The 17,086-nt window shown below is 73.1% G+C and carries 17 protein-coding genes and 7 tRNA genes; 13 read left to right on the top strand and 11 right to left on the bottom strand.

The genetic code is table 11. The features are described 5' to 3' along the window. Positions 1-125: 125 nt before the first annotated feature. A complete protein-coding gene (gene cobA, locus IF17_RS0133180; protein ID WP_030574257.1) occupies positions 126-1,418 on the top strand; it encodes a uroporphyrinogen-III C-methyltransferase in 1,293 nt (430 codons plus the stop codon). A gap of 83 nt (positions 1,419-1,501) precedes the next feature. Beyond that, positions 1,502-2,320, top strand: coding sequence for a TrmH family RNA methyltransferase (locus IF17_RS0133175; RefSeq protein WP_030574255.1), 819 nt, complete (start codon positions 1,502-1,504; stop codon positions 2,318-2,320). Positions 2,321-2,352: 32 nt separating this feature from the next. Here the strand turns inward: IF17_RS0133175 and IF17_RS0133170 are convergent, their stop codons facing one another. Continuing rightward, complete coding sequence (locus IF17_RS0133170) at positions 2,353-3,690, bottom strand: serine/threonine-protein kinase (RefSeq protein ID WP_030574251.1); 1,338 nt, start codon at positions 3,688-3,690, stop codon at positions 2,353-2,355. A 594-nt stretch (positions 3,691-4,284) separates the two neighbouring features. On the opposite strand from IF17_RS0133170, the gene IF17_RS0133165 reads away from it, so the two are divergent. From IF17_RS0133165 to IF17_RS0133155, 3 genes are all read left to right on the top strand, one after another. Continuing rightward, on the top strand, positions 4,285-4,491 hold the full coding sequence (locus IF17_RS0133165) for a hypothetical protein (protein WP_018515259.1): 207 nt from the start codon (positions 4,285-4,287) through the stop codon (positions 4,489-4,491). A 364-nt stretch (positions 4,492-4,855) separates the two neighbouring features. Then, a complete protein-coding gene (locus IF17_RS0133160; protein WP_209437790.1) occupies positions 4,856-5,893 on the top strand; it encodes a phosphotransferase family protein in 1,038 nt (345 codons plus the stop codon). A gap of 66 nt (positions 5,894-5,959) precedes the next feature. Next, positions 5,960-6,265: a TFIIB-type zinc ribbon-containing protein gene (locus tag IF17_RS0133155; protein ID WP_030574246.1), complete on the top strand. Its 306-nt coding sequence runs from the start codon at positions 5,960-5,962 to the stop codon at positions 6,263-6,265. Between the two features lie 60 nt (positions 6,266-6,325). Here IF17_RS0133155 and IF17_RS0133150 read toward each other — a convergent pair. From IF17_RS0133150 to IF17_RS0133130, 5 genes are all read right to left on the bottom strand, one after another. Continuing rightward, positions 6,326-6,400, bottom strand: a tRNA-Val gene (locus tag IF17_RS0133150). Between the two features lie 23 nt (positions 6,401-6,423). Next, positions 6,424-6,495, bottom strand: a tRNA-Val gene (locus IF17_RS0133145). Positions 6,496-6,531: 36 nt separating this feature from the next. Beyond that, positions 6,532-6,603, bottom strand: a tRNA-Val gene (locus IF17_RS0133140). A gap of 1 nt (position 6,604) precedes the next feature. Beyond that, positions 6,605-6,678, bottom strand: a tRNA-Cys gene (locus tag IF17_RS0133135). 37 nt (positions 6,679-6,715) lie between these two features. After that, positions 6,716-6,788 (bottom strand) — tRNA-Gly (locus tag IF17_RS0133130). A 174-nt stretch (positions 6,789-6,962) separates the two neighbouring features. Between IF17_RS0133130 and IF17_RS0133125 the strand changes: the two genes are divergently transcribed. From IF17_RS0133125 to IF17_RS0133115, 3 genes are all read left to right on the top strand, one after another. Beyond that, positions 6,963-8,021, top strand: a complete 1,059-nt coding sequence (locus tag IF17_RS0133125) for a chorismate-binding protein (RefSeq protein ID WP_030574244.1) — start codon at positions 6,963-6,965, stop codon at positions 8,019-8,021. Then, positions 8,018-8,839, top strand: a complete 822-nt coding sequence (locus IF17_RS0133120; RefSeq protein WP_030574241.1) for an aminotransferase class IV — start codon at positions 8,018-8,020, stop codon at positions 8,837-8,839. The genes IF17_RS0133125 and IF17_RS0133120 overlap by 4 nt, the downstream gene beginning before the upstream one ends. Positions 8,840-8,918: 79 nt before the next feature. Continuing rightward, positions 8,919-9,755, top strand: coding sequence for a GNAT family N-acetyltransferase (locus IF17_RS0133115; RefSeq protein WP_030574238.1), 837 nt, complete (start codon positions 8,919-8,921; stop codon positions 9,753-9,755). A gap of 25 nt (positions 9,756-9,780) precedes the next feature. Here IF17_RS0133115 and IF17_RS0133110 read toward each other — a convergent pair whose 3' ends face one another. Then, on the bottom strand, positions 9,781-10,296 hold the full coding sequence (locus tag IF17_RS0133110) for a DsbA family protein (protein ID WP_030574234.1): 516 nt from the start codon (positions 10,294-10,296) through the stop codon (positions 9,781-9,783). 181 nt (positions 10,297-10,477) lie between these two features. Here IF17_RS0133110 and IF17_RS0133105 point away from each other — a divergent pair, with 181 nt between their 5' ends. Together IF17_RS0133105 and IF17_RS1000000139390 are read left to right on the top strand one after the other, a co-directional pair. Next, the gene (locus tag IF17_RS0133105) at positions 10,478-10,951 is read left to right on the top strand and encodes a hypothetical protein (protein WP_030574221.1); all 474 of its coding nucleotides are present in this window, start codon (positions 10,478-10,480) and stop codon (positions 10,949-10,951) included. Between the two features lie 200 nt (positions 10,952-11,151). Next, complete coding sequence (locus tag IF17_RS1000000139390) at positions 11,152-11,307, top strand: hypothetical protein (RefSeq protein ID WP_018515251.1); 156 nt, start codon at positions 11,152-11,154, stop codon at positions 11,305-11,307. A gap of 11 nt (positions 11,308-11,318) precedes the next feature. Here the strand turns inward: IF17_RS1000000139390 and IF17_RS0133095 are convergent, their stop codons facing one another. Together IF17_RS0133095 and IF17_RS0133090 are read right to left on the bottom strand one after the other, a co-directional pair. After that, a complete protein-coding gene (locus IF17_RS0133095; RefSeq protein WP_030574218.1) occupies positions 11,319-11,921 on the bottom strand; it encodes a CGNR zinc finger domain-containing protein in 603 nt (200 codons plus the stop codon). A 268-nt stretch (positions 11,922-12,189) separates the two neighbouring features. Beyond that, positions 12,190-12,603: an SsgA family sporulation/cell division regulator gene (locus tag IF17_RS0133090; RefSeq protein WP_003959770.1), complete on the bottom strand. Its 414-nt coding sequence runs from the start codon at positions 12,601-12,603 to the stop codon at positions 12,190-12,192. Between the two features lie 190 nt (positions 12,604-12,793). Between IF17_RS0133090 and IF17_RS0133085 the strand changes: the two genes are divergently transcribed. Both IF17_RS0133085 and IF17_RS0133080 read left to right on the top strand, forming a co-directional pair. Then, a complete protein-coding gene (locus tag IF17_RS0133085) occupies positions 12,794-13,258 on the top strand; it encodes a TIGR02611 family protein (protein WP_030574215.1) in 465 nt (154 codons plus the stop codon). A gap of 78 nt (positions 13,259-13,336) precedes the next feature. Further along, positions 13,337-13,408: transfer RNA gene (locus IF17_RS0133080), tRNA-Val, on the top strand. 92 nt (positions 13,409-13,500) lie between these two features. Here the strand turns inward: IF17_RS0133080 and IF17_RS0133075 are convergent. Further along, on the bottom strand, positions 13,501-16,047 hold the full coding sequence (locus tag IF17_RS0133075) for an SCO7613 C-terminal domain-containing membrane protein (RefSeq protein ID WP_030574212.1): 2,547 nt from the start codon (positions 16,045-16,047) through the stop codon (positions 13,501-13,503). 160 nt (positions 16,048-16,207) lie between these two features. On the opposite strand from IF17_RS0133075, the gene IF17_RS0133070 reads away from it, so the two are divergent. Next, positions 16,208-16,279: transfer RNA gene (locus IF17_RS0133070), tRNA-Val, on the top strand. A gap of 49 nt (positions 16,280-16,328) precedes the next feature. On the opposite strand, the gene IF17_RS0133065 is transcribed toward IF17_RS0133070, so the two are convergent. Continuing rightward, positions 16,329-17,054, bottom strand: a complete 726-nt coding sequence (locus tag IF17_RS0133065) for a 3'-5' exonuclease (RefSeq protein WP_030574209.1) — start codon at positions 17,052-17,054, stop codon at positions 16,329-16,331. Positions 17,055-17,086 lie beyond the last annotated feature (32 nt).

Below are 17,086 nucleotides of genomic sequence, written 5' to 3'. Positions count from 1 at the left end.
CTTCGTCGGCAGCGTCAGATGTGTATAAGAGACAGCCCCAGCACACCCCCACTTCCGCACGTCACAGCCGCTCCACCGCCGCAGCGGCCCCTACGCAGCACCCCGCACGAGGAGCCCGCACCGCCATGGCCGAGCACGCAGACCACGCCGACCGCGCAGGTCAGAACGATCACCCCGCGTACCCCGTCGGCCTGCGCCTCCACGGCCGCCGCACCGTAGTCATCGGCGGCGGCCAGGTCGCGCAGCGCAGGCTCCCGCAGCTCATCGCCACCGGTGCCGTCATCACCCTGATCTCCCCGTCCGCGACGGCTTCCGTCGAGGCCATGGCGGACGCCGGGGAGATCCGCTGGGAGCGCCGCCGCTACCAGGACGGCGACCTCGCCGACACCTGGTACGCCCTCGTCGCCTCCTCCGACACCGCCGCCAACGACGCCGCCTCCGCCGAGGCCGAGCGCACCCGCACCTGGTGCGTACGGGCCGACGACGCCGAGGCCGCGACCGCCTGGACCCCGGCCACCGGCCGCATCGACAACATCACCGTCGCCGTCCTCAACACCACCCCCCAGGGCCGCGACCCCCGCCACTCCGCCGCTCTCCGCGACGCCATCGTCGAGGGCCTGCGCGACGGCACCATCGCCGCCCCGCACCACCGCAACCACGCCCCCGGCGTCGCCCTGGTCGGCGGCGGCCCCGGCGACCCGGACCTGATCACGGTGCGCGGCCGCCGCCTCCTCGCCGAGGCCGACGTGGTCATCGCCGACCGCCTCGGCCCCCGCGACCTGCTCGACGAACTGCCGCCGCACGTCGAGGTGATCGACGCGGCGAAGATCCCGTACGGCCGGTTCATGGCCCAGGAGGCGATCAACCAGGCGCTGATCGAGCACGCCAAGGCGGGCAAGGCCGTGGTCCGGCTCAAGGGCGGCGACCCGTTCGTCTTCGGCCGGGGCATGGAGGAGGCCCAGGCGCTGGCCGCCGAGGGCATCCCCTGCACGATCGTCCCCGGCATCTCCAGCACCATCTCCGTCCCCGGGGCAGCCGGTATCCCGGTCACCCACCGGGGCGTCGCCCACGAGTTCACCGTGGTCAGCGGCCATGTCGCGCCCGAGGACCCGCGCTCCCTGGTCGACTGGGAGGCGATCGCCCGGCTGCGCGGCACCCTGGTCCTCCTCATGGCCGTCGACAAGATCGGCGCCATCGCGGCCGCCCTGATCGCCCACGGCAAGGACCCGGCCACCCCGGTCGCCCTCGTCCAGGAGGGCACCACCGCAGCCCAGCGCCGGGTCGACGCGACCCTCGCGGACGTCGGTGAGCGCGCGGTCGCCGAGGACGTGCGCCCGCCCGCGGTGATCGTCATCGGCGAGGTCGTCGCGGTCGGCCCCCACTCCGCACCGCAGCAGGCCGACCCGTCGGCCGAATGAACTCGGACCCCACCAAGTAACCCGCGGTTACGCATCTCCTCCCAGGCGTTGGCACCGCACACCGGACAAGGCAGTATCACCCTGTGGCAGATCTCATCACCGTCGACGACCCCGACGACCCGCGCCTGAGCGACTACATCGGCCTGACCGACGTCGAGTTGCGGCGACGGCGCGAGCCCGCCGAGGGCCTCTTCATCGCCGAGGGCGAGAAGGTCATCCGGCGCGCCCGGCACTCCGGGTACGAGATGCGCTCGATGCTGCTCTCCGCCAAGTGGGTCGACGTCATGCGCGACGTCATCGACGAGGTCCCGGCCCCGGTGTACGCCGTGGCCCCCGAGCTCGCCGAACGCGTCACCGGCTACCACGTCCACCGCGGGGCGCTCGCCTCCATGCAGCGCAAGCCGCTGCCCACCGCCGACGAGCTCCTCACCACGGCCCGCCGGGTGGTGGTCATGGAGTCGGTCAACGACCACACCAACATCGGGGCGATCTTCCGCAGCGCCGCCGCCCTCGGCATGGATGCCGTCCTGCTCTCCCCGGACTGCGCGGACCCGCTGTACCGCCGCTCGGTCAAGGTGTCGATGGGCGCGGTCTTCTCCGTCCCGTACGCGCGCCTCGAAGCCTGGCCCAAGGGGCTGGAGACCGTACGGGAAGCGGGCTTCCGGCTCCTCGCCCTCACCCCCGACCCCAAGGCCACCAGCATCGACGAGGCGGCCCCGCACCGGCTGGAGCGGGTCGCGCTGATGCTCGGCGCGGAGGGGGAAGGGCTGTCCACGAAGGCGCTGATGGCCGCCGACGAGTGGGTCCGCATCCCGATGGCGCACGGCGTCGACTCGCTGAACGTCGGCGCGGCGGCCGCGGTCGCGTTCTACGCGGTGGCGACGGGCCGCCCGGAGAGCTGAGCCGGGGAGCTGAGTCGGGCCGAGGCGAAGCCTCAGCGCAGCCCGGCCCGCACCGGCTCCAGCACGTGTGCGTGCTGCTCCTGCGACACCGCGCTCGGCCGGATCGGCTGCTCGCCCCCGCCCAGCCCGCGCGCCGGCCCCTGGCATCCCTGCGCGGCCGCGATCCCCAGCGCCACCAGCAGCGTGACCACCACGAACACCACCAGCCGCTGGCGCAGCAGCTTGGGGTTGGCGGGTCGCCGTCCCGCCGAGGTCGTACGGGCCCCGGGACGCGTCCCCGGCCTGCCGTTCGTCGCGCCCGGCCGCTTCCCGGACCCCGTGGTGGAGCGCGGCGCCCGCTGCTGAGGCCGGGACCCGCCGGTGCGCGGCGCGTTCCCGCCTCCGCCCCCCGAACGCGCCGGACGACGGCCCTGCTGCGGACGGGACGCCGAGGACGGGCCCTCCGCGCGGCGGGTGTGCTGTTCGGTGTACGGGCCGTCGAGCCGGCCGGTGGGCCGGTCCGTGTCCGGGGCCGAACGCTGGGCGGGCGGCCGGCTCTCGTGCAGGCCCTGCGCCTCGCGCGCCGCGATCTCCTTGAGCCGCATGGACAGTTGGAGCGTGCTCGGCCGCTCCTCCGGATCCTTCGCCAGGCAGGCGCGGATCAGGGGGGCCAGCGCGTCGTGCACCCCGTTGAGCTGCGCCTCCTCGTGCACCACGCGGTACAGCATCACCTCGGAACTGCCGTGCCCGAAGGGGGAGTCGGCCATCGCCGCGTACGCCAGGGTCGCGCCCAGCGAGAAGACGTCCGTCGCCGGGGTCACCGCCGCGCCCCGGACCTGTTCGGGCGCGAGGAAGCCGGGCGACCCCACCGCCGTACCGACATGGGTCAGCGTGCTGGCCCCGGTCGCCCAGGCGATACCGAAGTCGATGATGCGGGGGCCCTTGGGGGAGAGGAGGATGTTCGACGGCTTGAGATCCCGGTGGACCACGCCCGCCTCGTGCACCGCGACCAGGCCCTCGGAGAGCGCCGCGCCGATCGAAGCCACCTCGGCCGCGGCCAGGGGGCCCTCCTCGGCGACCTTGTCGTGCAGGGAGGGGCCGGGGACGTACTGCGTCGCGAACCAGGGGCGGTCCGCCTCCAGGTCGGCGGCGACCAGCCGGGCCGTACAGCCGCCCCGGATCCGCCGCGCGGCGGACACCTCACGCGCGAACCGCGAACGGAACTCCTGGTCCTCCGCCAGATCGGGCCGGATCACCTTGAGCGCCACCCGCTGACCGCGCCGGTCGGAACCGAGGTAGACCACGCCCATGCCGCCCGCGCCGAGCCGTCGGTGCAGCCGGAACGAGCCGACGAGACGCGGGTCCTCGCGCCGGAGCCGCATCATCGCCATCGTCTGCCCATCCCCGCTGCCTGGTCCGCCTGACGAGGCACAGCTTACGTACCCCGCGCCCGGTGCGCTCAGAGGCCGCGCCCTCACCGGGGATTCGATTGTCCGTACACGGCGGGGAAGATGAAGGGCGGTCAGCGGGCGGCGGTTCCGGGCCCGTCGGCCTGCGAGGGTCGGCAAAGGGCGTTCGAACAAGGGGCGTTGGATCGAGCCATGGTGGCCGGGAGACGTCGGTCGGAGAGAGCGCGGATACCACCCGGACGTACACGGTGACGGTCTCCAGGGGTTGTCGTGGAACGCGACGCACCCTCCTTCGGAGGGTGCGGGGAGTGAGTGAAGTCACCCGCCGGGGCCCTTCCCGGGGGTGGCGGCCCCCCTGTGCCCCCTCCGGGATGACCCCAACGCCGGGGGGACCGTCTCCACCCAGGGGAGTACGCCGACCACCGGCGGCTCATCCTCCAGGAGGCCCGGGATTCGGTACGCGGGCATGACGCCCTGTGCTCGCCGGTTACCTAATGTTGAGATCTAGCGGCGGGCGCAGCACTCGTCCCCCGAGGTCACACGCCCGTCGCTCCACATCAGGTCAGGAGAGGAACCATGGCGGACACGGCAACGCGGACCATGATCCGCACGCAGGGACGCAAGGCCTACGCCTCGTTCGGCGCCCGCCCGTCCGGCACCCGTCACCCCTTGGTGGCGACGGCCATGGTTCTCCCCCTGGCGGCCCTGCTCGTAGTCGCCTTCGGCGGCTGGGACGCGGTGGTCACACAGGCGTCGTCCGTGGCTGTGATGCTGGGGCGCTGAGCGGCGCCAGGATCCGGAAGAGCGGTCCGGACCCAGGTATCGGGCCAACAGCCCCGTGGGGACGGGGGTGCGGCGGACGGCAGCGTTTGTCCGGTCAGCTGGGGAGCTGACCGGGCATCGCGCTGTCCGGGCCCGTTTCCCGGGGCGCATGCTCCTGGGGCGGGGACGCGTGGCAGCTTGCCCCGGGACGGAGACGGAGACGGGGGTAGGCCCAGGCGCCGGGACACGCCGGTACGAACCGGGCGAGGCCCGCCCCGGCGCCCCGCCCGGCGGGCTCCACCGCCTTCCGCCCCCGGCTGCGGCGTACGCTCAGCAGGGACCGGTGGCAGGGCCGGGACCGACCGCTGCCGGGGAGCCGTTGCGTATGACCTCAACCTCAGTCGACCGTGAGCCACCCACTCCCGAGCCCGCCTCCGGTGAGTCCGCCTCCCGTGAGCCGGTCATCCGTGAGCTGGGCACCCTGGCCCACCGCCTCCGCCTCCACCACCCGCCCGAAACCCCCTGCACCTGCCGGCCGCCCCAGCTCCTGGCCGACCGGCCGGACGGCACCGTGGTCCGCAGCGGCCCGGTCGTGGCCAAGGCGCACGCCGCCGACATCGACCGCGACGCCCTGGCGGCCCGCCTCGCCCTGGCCTCGGCGCCGACGCTGTCCGGCATCCTCCTCGCACCGCTCACCACCCCGGGGGCGCCCGATACGGCGGGGGCCGTCCCCCGCCCCGTCACCTTCTGGCCGTACGGCACCCCCGTCGACCCCAGGGACCCCGACGCGGCCCCCTGGGCCGACGCCGCCGTCCTGCTCGCCCGCCTCCACCGAACCGTTTCTCCGCTCCCGCTCCCGGCCCCGCCGATGCGCGGCCCGGTCAAGGCGGCCCGTGCGGTCGCCCGGATGGTCGGCGCCCTCCCCGGTGACGCCGAGGTCCTCCCCGTACAGGCTGCTTGGCATGCCCTGCCGGCCTGGGCGCGGGGCGAGGCCGCACCGCCTGCCGCACGGTCCGGCTTCCTCTGCCACGGGGACCTGCACCTGGGGCAGCTCGTCCGCCATCCCGCCCCGGACGGGCCCTGGTTGCTCATCGATGTGGACGACGCGGGGCTGGGTGACCCGGCCTGGGACCTCGCCCGGCCCGCCGCCTGGTACGCGGCCGGGGTGCTGGCCCCGGAGGACTGGCTGCTGTTCCTGGACGCCTACCGGTCCGCCGGGGGGCCCGCGGTGCCCGCCGAAGGGGACCCCTGGCCGCAACTGGACGTCCCCGCCCGTGCGCTGACGGTCCAGACGGCGGCCGTCGCCCTCGCCAAGTGCGCGGCTGAGGGCCGGGAGCCGGACGAGATGGAGCAGCTGATGATCGATTCCTGTGCCCGAATCGCTACATTCCCGCCCGAGTTGGCGGCCGGGTCCGCGTCGTAGGCTGAACGGACCGCTGCCGGACAGGCTTTCCGGCAGGGGCACAACGAGGGCGAGGAGCCGAGCCGAATGATGCAGTGTCCCAAGTGTCACGCGCAGATGCAGACGTACAACCGCAACGGCGTCCAGATCGAGCAGTGCAGCGGCTGCCGGGGGATATTCCTGGACTACGGCGAGCTGGAGTCGCTGACCCGCCTGGAGTCGCAGTGGGCCCAGCAGGCCCCGCCTCCGCCGCCCGCCCCCCAGGCCTATCCGCAGGCGGCTCCGCCGGCCCACGCCCCGGCCTGGGGCGCCCCGCAGTACGGCCAGCAGCACGGCGGGCACTACGGCCACCGCCGCCAGAAGGGCTTCGGCCGGATGCTCTTCTCGTCCTGACAGGACACAGGCGCCAGCACGAAAGAACCCCCGGTCGTCGAAACGACCGGGGGTTCTCGGTGGTGCGCGATACTGGGATTGAACCAGTGACCTCTTCCGTGTCAGGGAAGCGCTCTCCCGCTGAGCTAATCGCGCAGGACAACCGTGCGTTTACTGCGTGCGCGATACTGGGATTGAACCAGTGACCTCTTCCGTGTCAGGGAAGCGCTCTCCCGCTGAGCTAATCGCGCGGGGATCCTTGCGGACCAGTGATCCTTGCGGATCAGTGGACGATACTGGGATTGAACCAGTGACCTCTTCCGTGTCAGGGAAGCGCTCTCCCGCTGAGCTAATCGTCCTTGGAGGTGGAGACGGGATTTGAACCCGTGTAGACGGCTTTGCAGGCCGTTGCCTCGCCTCTCGGCCACTCCACCAGGGATGGGGGTTCGGGAAGATCCCCCACCTTCTGCGAGCGGACGACCAGGTTCGAACTGGCGACCTCAACCTTGGCAAGGTTGCGCTCTACCAACTGAGCTACGTCCGCTTGTCTTTCCCGGACCGCTTGCGCGTCCCGGCGACGTGTTGAACTCTAGCGGATTCCCGGGCCAGTACAAAAACGCGTTTGCGCAGATGGTCGCCGTAGCGCCGCCGTACCGTCGCCCCGACGCAGGTCATCGCGGGCGGTTCTAGACTCGGCAGGGTGTTCCCCCTCGCTCCCATGGTCCGCTTCGGCGGCCTCGTCGCCTCCGGTCTCCAGGATGTGACCCACGATCCCTCGGCTTTGGACTCGTCCGGTTTCTGGGCGGTATGTGCCGATTTCGAGGGTCGTACCGTCTGTGCCCGCTTCTCCTCCGTACGCCGGGAAGAGGTGCCCGCCCCGGTGCCCGGAGCCTGGCACGGGCCCGCCGCCGGGGAGTGGACGACCTCGCTGGACCGTGACGCCTACACGGCGGGCGTACGGCGGATCCGTGAATACATCGCCGCGGGCGAGGTCTACCAGGCCAACCTCTGCCGGGTCCTCTCCGCACCGCTGCCCGAGGCCGAGGCCGGCCGGGCCGACGTGGACGCCCTGACCGCCCTGCTCGCGCGCGGCAACCCGGCGCCGTACGCAGGAACGATCCGCCTGCCCGGTCACGGGGTGGAGGTCGCCACCGCGTCCCCCGAGCTGTTCCTCCGCCGGGACGGGCGGACCGTCGAGTCCGGGCCGATCAAGGGGACCGGGCGCACCGAGGCCGATCTGCTGGAGAAGGACCACGCGGAGAACGTGATGATCGTGGACCTGGTCCGCAACGACCTCGGCCGTGTCTGCGCGACCGGCAGCGTCACCGTCCCCGACCTCTGCGTGGTGGAGAAGCACCCGGGCCTCGTCCACCTCGTCTCCACCGTGCGGGGCGAACTGGCCGAGGGTGCGGGATGGCCGGAGCTGCTCACGGCGGCGTTCCCGCCCGGCTCGGTCACCGGGGCGCCCAAGTCCAGTGCGCTGCGGATCATCGAGGAGCTGGAGCGAGCGCCGCGCGGGCCGTACTGCGGTGCGGTCGGCTGGGTCGACGCCGACCGGGGTACCGCCTCCCTGGCGGTGGGCATACGGACGTTCTGGATCGACCGGACCGGCCCCGCGACCCTTCTCCGCTTCGGGACCGGCGCAGGCATCACCTGGGGATCCGACCCGGAGCGCGAGTGGGACGAGACCGAACTGAAGGCGTCGCGGCTGCTCGCTGTAGCGTCGGGCACGTTCGAGCAGACAGGGTTCGAGCAGACAGGAAGGACCGCTTCATGAGGATTTGGGTCAACGGCGGACTGCGGGACGCCGATGATGCCCGGCTGTCGGTGCTGGACCACGGGCTGACCGTGGGCGACGGCATCTTCGAGACGGTCCGCACCAGTGAGGGCCGGCCCTTCGCCCTCACCCGCCACCTCGACCGCCTCACCCGCTCCGCGCGCGGCCTCGGCCTGCCCGACCCGGACCTGGACGAGGTCCGGCGCGCCGCGACGGCGGTCATCGACGCCAACCCCGTCACCCTCGGGCGGCTGCGGATCACGTACACCGGAGGGCTCTCCCCGCTCGGCTCGGACCGCGGCACCGCCGGGCCCAGCCTCGTCGTCGCGCTGGACGGGGTGAGCCGCCGCCCGGACACCACCGCGGTGATCACGGTTCCCTGGACCCGTAACGAGCGCGGCGCCCTCACCGGGCTCAAGACGACCTCGTACGCCGAGAACGTCGTCGCCCTCTCCCGGGCCCGTGAGCAGGGCGCCTCCGAGGCGCTGTTCCCGAACACGGCCGGCCGGCTCTGCGAGGGGACCGGGTCCAATGTGTTCGTCGTGCTGGACGGCCGCATCCACACCCCGCCGGTCGCCTCCGGGTGCCTGGCGGGGATCACCCGGGCCCTGGCCGTGGAGTGGACCGGGGCCGCGGAGAGCGACCTGCCGATGGAGGTGCTCGCCGAGGCCGACGAGATCTTCCTGACCTCGACCCTCCGTGACATCCAGGCCGTCCATCGCGTCGACGACCGGAGGCTGGCGCCGGAGCCCGGGCCGGTGACGGCGAAGGCCATGCGGATCTTCGACGAGCGGGCCGGGAACGACCTGGACCCGTAAGCCTTTTCCGGCCGCAAGCCCTTTCCGCCGGGCCGGAAAAGCGCGTGACGTGCGGCCGTGCAGGGGATACAAACCCTTGATGACCACGACACTCCGGCCGTCCGGGCCGCTCCAGCAAGGCGCCGACGGTGCGCGGGCTCGCAGTTACGACGTGTGCGACAACGGCCAACCCGTCGGCGCCGTATCGATCAGCACCGACGACGCGTTCGGCGCCTCGGCCGGAGTGGTGCGCTCCCTCAGCGTCGACGAGGCGCGGCGCCGGCGCGGCCGGGGCACCATCGCCGCGCTCGCCGCCGAGGAGGTGCTGCGGGGCTGGGGCTGCACCCACGTACGGACCGAGGTGCCGGCGGACAACGACCCCGCCCGACGCCTCGCCGCCGCCCTCGGCTACACCGAACGCAGCCGCAACATGGTCAAGACCCTCGGCCCGGACACCGTCCCCCTCCCCGAGGGCCTCACCTCGCGGCCGATGAGCGAGCAGGAGTACGCGGAGTGGCTGCGCGAGGCGGTCCGGTCGTACGCGCAGGAGTGGACCGACCGGGGCGTGCCGCCCGAGCAGGCCCGGCTCAAGTCCGAGGCCGACCACGCCGGGAACCTCGCGGAGGGGCTGGCGACCGAGGGCGTGCGGTTCCGGGTGCTGGTCCACGGTGGCGCGGTGGTCGGCCATGTCTGGCTGGCCCTGCGGGAGCTGGAGCCCGGCCGGACCGCCGGGTTCGTCTTCGACGTCGAGGTGCGCGAGGAGCACCGCGGCCGCGGCTTCGGGCGGGCCCTGATGCTCCTCGCCGAGGACGAGACCCGCTCGTGGGGGCAGGACCGGCTCGGCCTGCACGTCTTCGCGGCCAACACCCCGGCGCTGCGGCTGTACGAATCGCTCGGCTACGCGACGACGCGGTACAACCTGGCCAAGGCGCTGTAAGCGGCCTCCGTCGTCCGGCCCCGCGTCAGTCCTGTGCGGCCAGGCGGCGGTCGATGATCTCCTCGATCCGCTCGCGCAGCCCTTCCTGGCTCTTGCCGCCGTCCAGCCGCTCGTCGCCGATGACATAGGTGGGCGTGCCGGTGACCCCGATCGCCTTGCCCTCCGCCTGGTCGGCGTCGACGATCAGCAGATGCCGGCCGTCGATCAGCGCGGTGTCGAACTCCTCGGCGTCCAGGCCCAGTTCACGGGCCACAGCGAGCAGCACCGGCTCACCGGCCTTCCCGAGCTCCTCGGTCCTGGCCAGGAGCGCCTCGATGTACGGCCAGTCCTGGCCCTGGACGGCGGCCTCCTCGGCGGCCTGCGCCGCGGCGTAGGCGTGCTTGTGCTTCTCCAGCGGGAAGTGCCGCAGCCGGATCTCGACGCGGTCGCCGTACCGGGCGCGCACGGCGCGTACATCGCTGAGGGCCTGGTGGCAGTCGGGGCATTCGAGATCGCACCAGATGTCGAGGACGACCGGTGCCGCAGGGGTGGATTCGCTCATGGAACCAGTCTTTCAGGCCGTACCGGCAGACCCCAATCGGCACCCGCGGCCCAGGGCGGTGACCGGCACCTGCGGAGGAGTCCGGCCCTGAAATGTCCCTGAAGTGGACCGGCGCCGTGGCCCCTGTGCCGGTCGTCGGTGCAGGATGGAGGGGACGTTCCCCCTGCGCCTGGAGGCTCCGATGCTTGCCGAGACCATCTGTTCCGCGGCGTCGGCGGCGGGCCTGGGCATCGCCGCGGTCACCGCGTACCGCAAGCGGTTCCTCACCGCGACCAGGATCGCCGCCTACTCCCTCGTGCCGATCGGCCTCGTCCTGACCGGCGTCGTCGAGTGGGTCTCGGGCATCGCGTTCAAGCCGAGCGTCTGGATCGGCTTCGGCGTGCTCGGCCTCGCCTGGGTGCTCTTCATGACCACCCGGGCCGTCGAGCGCCGCAGCGGCACCACCCGCGCGGAGCGCAAGGCCGCGCGGGCCGCCGAGCGCAACGAGGCCGTCGCCCCGGGAGCCTCCGCGCCCTCGCTCGGCGCCGGCGGCCAGGCCCGGCCGTCGTCGGCTCCGTCGGCGGCTGCGGCGAAGCCGAAGAAGAAGCAGGAGGCTGCGGCGCCCGGTGACGACTTCAGCGACATCGAGGCGATCCTGAAGAAGCACGGCATCTGAGGGAAGCGAAGCACCTTCTGAGGAAGCTCAGAGGAAGCAGGGCAGCTGAAAAACCATGACCCGCGCGCCCGGCGGTCCGAATGTCTGACGGCATCTCGGACGCCGGAGCGATTCCGGAGGGCCACGGGACGGTGAACTCCCGGGTCAATAGGTCAGGTTGACCGCCAACAGGGTCGCGGGTGAGTCATGATCACCCCGAGATGGTGGACACATCCCGGGGCGAAGCCCCCGCACCCCCTGCCGAAGAGCCCCGTGGCTGCCTCTTCGCGCTTTCCCAGCCACCCCTGATGATCTTCCTGACGGTCGTCGGGAGTCTGCTGCTGATGGCGGCGCTGCATGACCTGTTCCTGTTATGAGCCTGCGCCTGTCATGCCCCGGCCTCCCGGCGCCGGGCCCGGTACGCGGCGACATGGAGCCGGTTGCCGCAGGTGCGGCTGGAGCAGTAGCGCCGGGAGCGGTTGCGCGAGAGGTCGACGAAGGCGCGCCCGCAGTCGGGCGCCTCGCAGCGCCGCAGCCGCTCCTGCTCGCCGGCCACGATGATGAAGGCCAGCGCCATGCCGCAGTCGGCCGCGAGGTGGTCGGAGAGCGAGGCGTCCGGGGCGAAGTAGTGCACGTGCCAGTCGTAGCCGTCGTGGTCGGTGAGCTGGGGCGTGGTCCCGGCCGCGGCGACGAGCCGGTTCACGAGGTCGGCCGCCGTACGGGCGTCGGGCGCGGCGAAGACCTCGGCGAAGCGGCTCCGTACGGCCTGCACCGCTTCGAGGTCCTTCTCGCCGAGGGTGCCGACGCCGCTGATGTGGTGGCGCTCGGCGAAGGCGTACAGCGCCGGGAGGTCGGCGAGCCCGTCCTCCGGCTCGTCCACGATTCCGTCCGTCGGGCCGGAGCCGTCGTCGGGTGGCTCGCTCTCCGGTGCGGTGTTCACCAGATCGACCACCGTGTCGAGGGCGATCCGGGTGTCGTGAGGGATCAGCACGCTTCGCTCCCTGGCCTCCGGCGGGCGGGCGCCCGCCGATGGCGGCTGACTCTACTGGCTCACCGGGCCGCTCCCCGGCCCGGTGCGGGCCTGCGGGGGAGGAGAAGGGCCTCCAAGGCCACTGACCTGCTCCTGGGGGCGTGGCGCACGCACCGGCGCCGTCACCGCGGTGGATTCCGCGGTGACGGCGCCGGTGTCTGCCTTATGTGGTTGTCCGCGCGACGCCGTCTCCCCGAGTCGGACGGCGCCGGGCAGCTCTCGGCCTGGCTCAGCTCTCGGCCAGGATGTGGGAGAGCTCCGTGTCGAGATCGAAGTGACGATGCTCGGTGCCGGGCGGAACCGCGGCGTCGGTCCTTTTCAGGAACGACTCCAGGGCTCGCGCCGGAGCTTCGAGCAGGGCCTCTCCCTCTGGAGAGCTCAGGGCGATGCATACGACGCCTTGACCGTGACTACGAGATGGCCAGACGCGGACGTCTCCGGTGCCGGTGGGCCGGTGCAGCCCCTCGGCAAGGAGGTCACGGGCGAAAACCCACTCGACCGTCTCCTCCGCTCCGGTGTGGAAGGTGGCGTGCACGGCATAGGGATCGGCCGTGTCATACCGCAGGCCCGCGGGTACAGGCAGTGAGGACTCGCTCGACACAACGAGGCGCAGGTGCAGCTCGCAGCTGACCGTGGTGTTCATAAGCGCCAGGGCCTTTCGCTCAGTGTGCGCTCGGGGATTCGCACGTCGGCGAAATCGACATGCCACCTACGGTGGCGTTGTAAACCCCTCTGACCCATTTGTGATGCTTCGGGTCCCTCGCCCAGCGGTGTGTAACTTTGAGTCATGCGCCCATTCAAGTGACGACGACGGGTCGGGTAGGTTGAGCTCCATGAATGCGGAGAGTGACGAGCGGATCGAGGCCGCCGAGAAGGCGTCCCCGGAGTCCGCTCCGGGGGGCACGACCAAGGCGGAAAAGGTGGAACGCGAGCTGGGATCGCGGGCGCCGGGCTTCATCAAGGCGTCGAAGCCGTTGCACCTGAGCTGGCAGGTCGGCGTCTTCGTCGTCGGCCTGGGCGTGGTGGTGGCCGGTGTGCTGATGCTGGTGCTGCCGGGGCCCGGCTGGCTGGTGATCTTCGGCGGTATGGCGATCTGGGCGACCGAGTTCGTCTGGGCCCAGCTGGTGCTGCGCTGGACCAAGCGCAAGGTCACCGAGGCCGCCCAGCGGGCGCTGGATCCCAAGGTCCGGCGGCGCAACATCATCCTCACCACGGTGGGGCTGGTGATCATGGCGGTGCTGGTCGGGATCTACGTCTGGAAGTTCGGCCTCGCCCTGCCGTGGACGGTCGGCGAGTAGCACCGCGGACGGCCGGCGGGCAGTGCCGGGGACGGTCCAGGGGCACCGCTGACATGGGGTAATGTTTGCGGTGCGCCCGGGCGATTAGCTCAGTGGGAGAGCGCTTCGTTCACACCGAAGAGGTCACTGGTTCGAACCCAGTATCGCCCACCCGGACAGAGGCCCCCGAGACTTGGAAAAGTCTCGGGGGCCTCTGCGTTTCCCCGGTCCGGGACCCCGCAGGGTCCCGGACCGGGGACCGCTCACCGCATCCGGCCCAGCAGGTCCTTCAGCTTGCGCGCGTCGCGCAGCCGCTGCTCGTACGTGGCCCCCACGGCCAGCAGCAGCAGCCCGGCCAGCGCCGGCGGCAGCCAGCGCGGCAGGGCGCCGGCCACCTGGACGACGTACGGCGCCAGCTCGTGCAGGGTGTCCAGGGCCAGCACCGCGCCGCCGAGCAGCAGCAGCGCACGGAGCCGGTACTTCGCCCCCAGCAACGTGATCACCAGCGCCGCCACGCCCAGCAGCAGCGGCCGCACCCAGTCGGGGTCGGTCCAGGCCACGGCCAGGCTCGGCAGCAGCGTCGCCGCGAGCCCCGGCCCGTACGCCGTCCAGGAGGACGCCTCGGGGTCCTTGCGCCGCCGCAGTACGCCGACGACCAGGGCGGGCACCGTCACCGGCAGGGTGTACGCCTCCGGGGCCGACACCTCCGACGCCGCCAGCCGGACCCAGGTCGCCGCCACGAACAGCACCGCCGCCACGTACCCCGCCGCCGGCCGCCGCTCCGGGCGCACGGCCGCCCCCGCCGCCAGCACCCCGCACAGGGCGAGCACCAGCGCCAGGAACGGCGCATCCGCCACCGCGAGCCCGACGGCCACCAGCGCACCCAGCGCCCCGGCCAGCTCCACCGGCAACGCCACCGGGTGCAGCCGCAGCCGCGCCCCCAGCAGCACCGTCACCGCGGGCACCACGAGCAGCAGCGGCGCGGCCTCGTGCGGGGCGAGCTCCAGGGAGCGGGCCGCACACCCGGTCAGGACCGTGCCCCACACCACCGCGGCCACCGCGAACACCGCCTGCTCCACCACCGCCCGCGTCCGCAGCGCCGCCCCCGCGAACAGGACCACCAGCGCCCCGAACACCGCGTACGTCGCCGCCTCCGCGGCGAGCGACAGCAGCCCCACGCTCACCGCCCCGCCGACAGCGGCCACGAGCGCGGTCACCGCCACGGCGGACTGGCCACCGCCCGCAGCCCCCGCTCCCGCCCCGGCACCGCCGCCCTCACCCGTCCCCGCGTCCCCGGCGCCCAGCTCCGCACCCCGGACCGCCACCAGCAGCAGCCCCGCCACCAGCACCGTCTCCAGGGCCACCGCGACCGGGTACGGCACACCCAGCGTCGCCGCCGCCAGCAGCAGCGTCCCCCAGCCGAGGGCCAGCGCCCCCGCGCCCGCCGCACCGCGCGCCGTCGCCCCCGGCGTGACCAGCGGAGCGGCGACCCGCACCAGCGACGGCCACCACCGGTACGCCGCCCCGAGCAGCCCCGCCACCACCGCGAGCACCACCGGAGCCGCAGCCGACTCCGACCACCTCATCGACTCCCCGAGCGCGCCCCGGAACCCGTCCGGCGCCCCCGCCCACACCTCGGCGACCAGCTCGACCGGCCCCAGCAGCACCGCCGCGACCGGAGGCACCGCCCACAGCAGCGCGCCCGCCACCACCGCGCCCGCCGCCGCCAGCACCCCGCGCCCGGCGCTACGCGGCAGCGGTGCCCGTACGACGGACAGCAGGGCCAGGCCGCAAAGCAGGTACACCGGAACGTGCCACATGCCCGGCACCGCCGCCCGCAGCACGCCGCCCACCGCCGCCACCGCCGCCAGACCGGCCACCACACCGCCCGCCTGGGCATAGCCGTTCGGGGCGCGCCACGCCCCGGCCAGGGCCGCCACGGCCGCCGTCAGCAGCAGCGCGCCCGGCAGCACGGCCCCGAGCGGACCGCCGGCCGTCAGGGACTCGCCGAGCCCCGTCAGCAGCGCGGCGGACCCCATCACGGCCAGGCCGATGCCCGCCGTGACCCGTACGCCCAGGCCCTTGCCCCACAGCGCGATCGCGCCGTCCACCACAGCCGTCACCAGCAGCGCCCAGCCGACCACGATCGCCGGAGCACCCGCCGCCCAGGCGCCCAGCAGCAGCGGCCACTGGACGAAGAACACGGCCGCGGGCAGCGGCAGGTGCAGCTTGCCCAGGGCCAGGCCGTAGGCCGCCCAGAGCGCGGCGAGCACCGCCGAGGCCACGGCGGTGAAGGTGAGCCCGTCGGCGTCCGGCGCCGCGACCGCGTGGACCGCGTAGGTGTCCAGCAGTGTGAGGACCAGGGCGAGCGCAGCCAGCGCCTCCGCCGTGGCCGCGAGCTTCCGGCGCAGCAGGACCACCGGGGCCGCGAGGGCGGCCAGGGTCACCAGCGCCAGGACGGCCGACCGGCCGCCGATGCCCATGGAGCCCCAGCTGACGAGGGTGAACGCGACGGCCGCGACCGTCAGCAGCAGACCGCCGAGCGTCAGCAGCACGTTCTGCGCGCTGCGCGGCGGTCCGGACGGCTTCGCGGCCCGGGGCGCCGCCGACCACGGCTGCCCCGGAGCCCAGCCCTGGCCGACGGGCGGCGTATGCCAGCGGGGCGCGTTCGGCGCCTGCGGTGCCTGCGGCTGCAACGCGCTGACCAGCCAGGCGCGACGGGTCAGCAGGTGGGCCCGGCGGGCGTCCAGCTGAGCCAGTTCTCGGTCGAGGAGCGCCAGTTCCTCGGCGGGCGGCGGCACATGTTCCATGTACGGGAGTGTCGCCCGGGCCCTCCGCGTCGTACATGCGCTCGGATACTCAGTTTCCGCGTTTCCGCGCCTGTGTACGTTCCGCGTGCGCCCCGGGACCGCCCGGCCGGAAGCGGTTTGAACGAAGCCCGCCGAGCCCTGTATGGTTCAACCCGTTCCCGGGCGATTAGCTCAGTGGGAGAGCGCTTCGTTCACACCGAAGAGGTCACTGGTTCGAACCCAGTATCGCCCACCGGGAGAGCCGGTCCGCCAAGCATCACGGCGGACCGGCTTCTGCTTGTTCAGGCGGCTGCGGGCAGCTCCGGGCGCAGCGGCCACGCCGGGTCCACCGCCTCCGGTGTCCCGCTCCTCGCGAACCACGCCTCCAGGCCGCGCGCCTGCGCCGCGTGCCAGGTGGCCTGGAGGGTGTGCAGCTCGGCGGGGGAGAGCCGCTCCAGCCGGGACGAGAAGCGCCGGCCTATCGCGCGCACCAGCTCCAGCGAGGCCGAGGCGTCCGCCGCCGCGTCGTGGGCGCCGACGAGCGGCACCTCGTACAGCTCGCACAGGTCGGTGAGCGTGCGGCGGCCCTTGCGGTAGCGGTCCAGGTGTTTGTCCAGCACCCGGGGGTCCACGACCCGCAGCGGCACGTCCGCCATGTACCCGGCCAGTGACGAGGCCCGGTGCCGCTTCAGCTCGCGGTCCAGCAGGGTCAGGTCGAACGGCGCGTTCATCACGACCAGCGGGCGGCCCGTCGCGCATTGCTCCGCCAGCGTACGGGCGATCTCGTCCATCACCGGCGCGGGCCAGCGGCCGTTGCGCTGCAGGTGATCGTCGGTCAGACCGTGGATCTCGGTCGCCCCCGCGGGCACCGGGATCCCCGGGTTGACCAGCCAGCGGGTGACGCGGACGCGTCCGCCCGTCGTGTCCTGCGCGACGAGAGCGGCCGAAACGATCCGGTCCTGCTCGACGTCCACGCCTGTCGTCTCCGTGTCAAAAGCGGCCAGCGGCCCTTCGAACCAGTGCATCATCCCCGAACTCCTCGCACCTGCGCGGCAGATGG

Origin of the sequence: Streptomyces cyaneofuscatus (genome assembly GCF_000718135.1) — a bacterium.
Taxonomy (GTDB): domain Bacteria; phylum Actinomycetota; class Actinomycetes; order Streptomycetales; family Streptomycetaceae; genus Streptomyces; species Streptomyces cyaneofuscatus.
The sequence above is the reverse complement of the archived record's forward strand: the minus strand, read 5'-3'. Positions and strand labels throughout refer to the sequence as shown.

What these genes read in the sequence shown, in the direction of transcription:
- IF17_RS0133105 (WP_030574221.1), top strand. Translation starts at nt 10,478, where the DNA reads ATGCTTGCCGAGACCATCTGTTCCGCGGCGTCGGCGGCGGGCCTGGGC.
- IF17_RS0133075 (WP_030574212.1), bottom strand. Translation starts at nt 16,047, where the DNA reads ATGGAACATGTGCCGCCGCCCGCCGAGGAACTGGCGCTCCTCGACCGA.
- IF17_RS0133085 (WP_030574215.1), top strand. Translation starts at nt 12,794, where the DNA reads ATGAATGCGGAGAGTGACGAGCGGATCGAGGCCGCCGAGAAGGCGTCC.
- IF17_RS0133165 (WP_018515259.1), top strand. Translation starts at nt 4,285, where the DNA reads ATGGCGGACACGGCAACGCGGACCATGATCCGCACGCAGGGACGCAAG.
- IF17_RS0133120 (WP_030574241.1), top strand. Translation starts at nt 8,018, where the DNA reads ATGAGGATTTGGGTCAACGGCGGACTGCGGGACGCCGATGATGCCCGG.
- IF17_RS0133170 (WP_030574251.1), bottom strand. Translation starts at nt 3,690, where the DNA reads ATGGCGATGATGCGGCTCCGGCGCGAGGACCCGCGTCTCGTCGGCTCG.
- IF17_RS0133115 (WP_030574238.1), top strand. Translation starts at nt 8,919, where the DNA reads ATGACCACGACACTCCGGCCGTCCGGGCCGCTCCAGCAAGGCGCCGAC.
- IF17_RS1000000139390 (WP_018515251.1), top strand. Translation starts at nt 11,152, where the DNA reads ATGGTGGACACATCCCGGGGCGAAGCCCCCGCACCCCCTGCCGAAGAG.
- IF17_RS0133110 (WP_030574234.1), bottom strand. Translation starts at nt 10,296, where the DNA reads ATGAGCGAATCCACCCCTGCGGCACCGGTCGTCCTCGACATCTGGTGC.
- IF17_RS0133125 (WP_030574244.1), top strand. Translation starts at nt 6,963, where the DNA reads ATGGTCCGCTTCGGCGGCCTCGTCGCCTCCGGTCTCCAGGATGTGACC.
- IF17_RS0133065 (WP_030574209.1), bottom strand. Translation starts at nt 17,054, where the DNA reads ATGATGCACTGGTTCGAAGGGCCGCTGGCCGCTTTTGACACGGAGACG.
- IF17_RS0133090 (WP_003959770.1), bottom strand. Translation starts at nt 12,603, where the DNA reads ATGAACACCACGGTCAGCTGCGAGCTGCACCTGCGCCTCGTTGTGTCG.
- IF17_RS0133160 (WP_209437790.1), top strand. Translation starts at nt 4,856, where the DNA reads ATGACCTCAACCTCAGTCGACCGTGAGCCACCCACTCCCGAGCCCGCC.
- IF17_RS0133155 (WP_030574246.1), top strand. Translation starts at nt 5,960, where the DNA reads ATGATGCAGTGTCCCAAGTGTCACGCGCAGATGCAGACGTACAACCGC.
- cobA (WP_030574257.1), top strand. Translation starts at nt 126, where the DNA reads ATGGCCGAGCACGCAGACCACGCCGACCGCGCAGGTCAGAACGATCAC.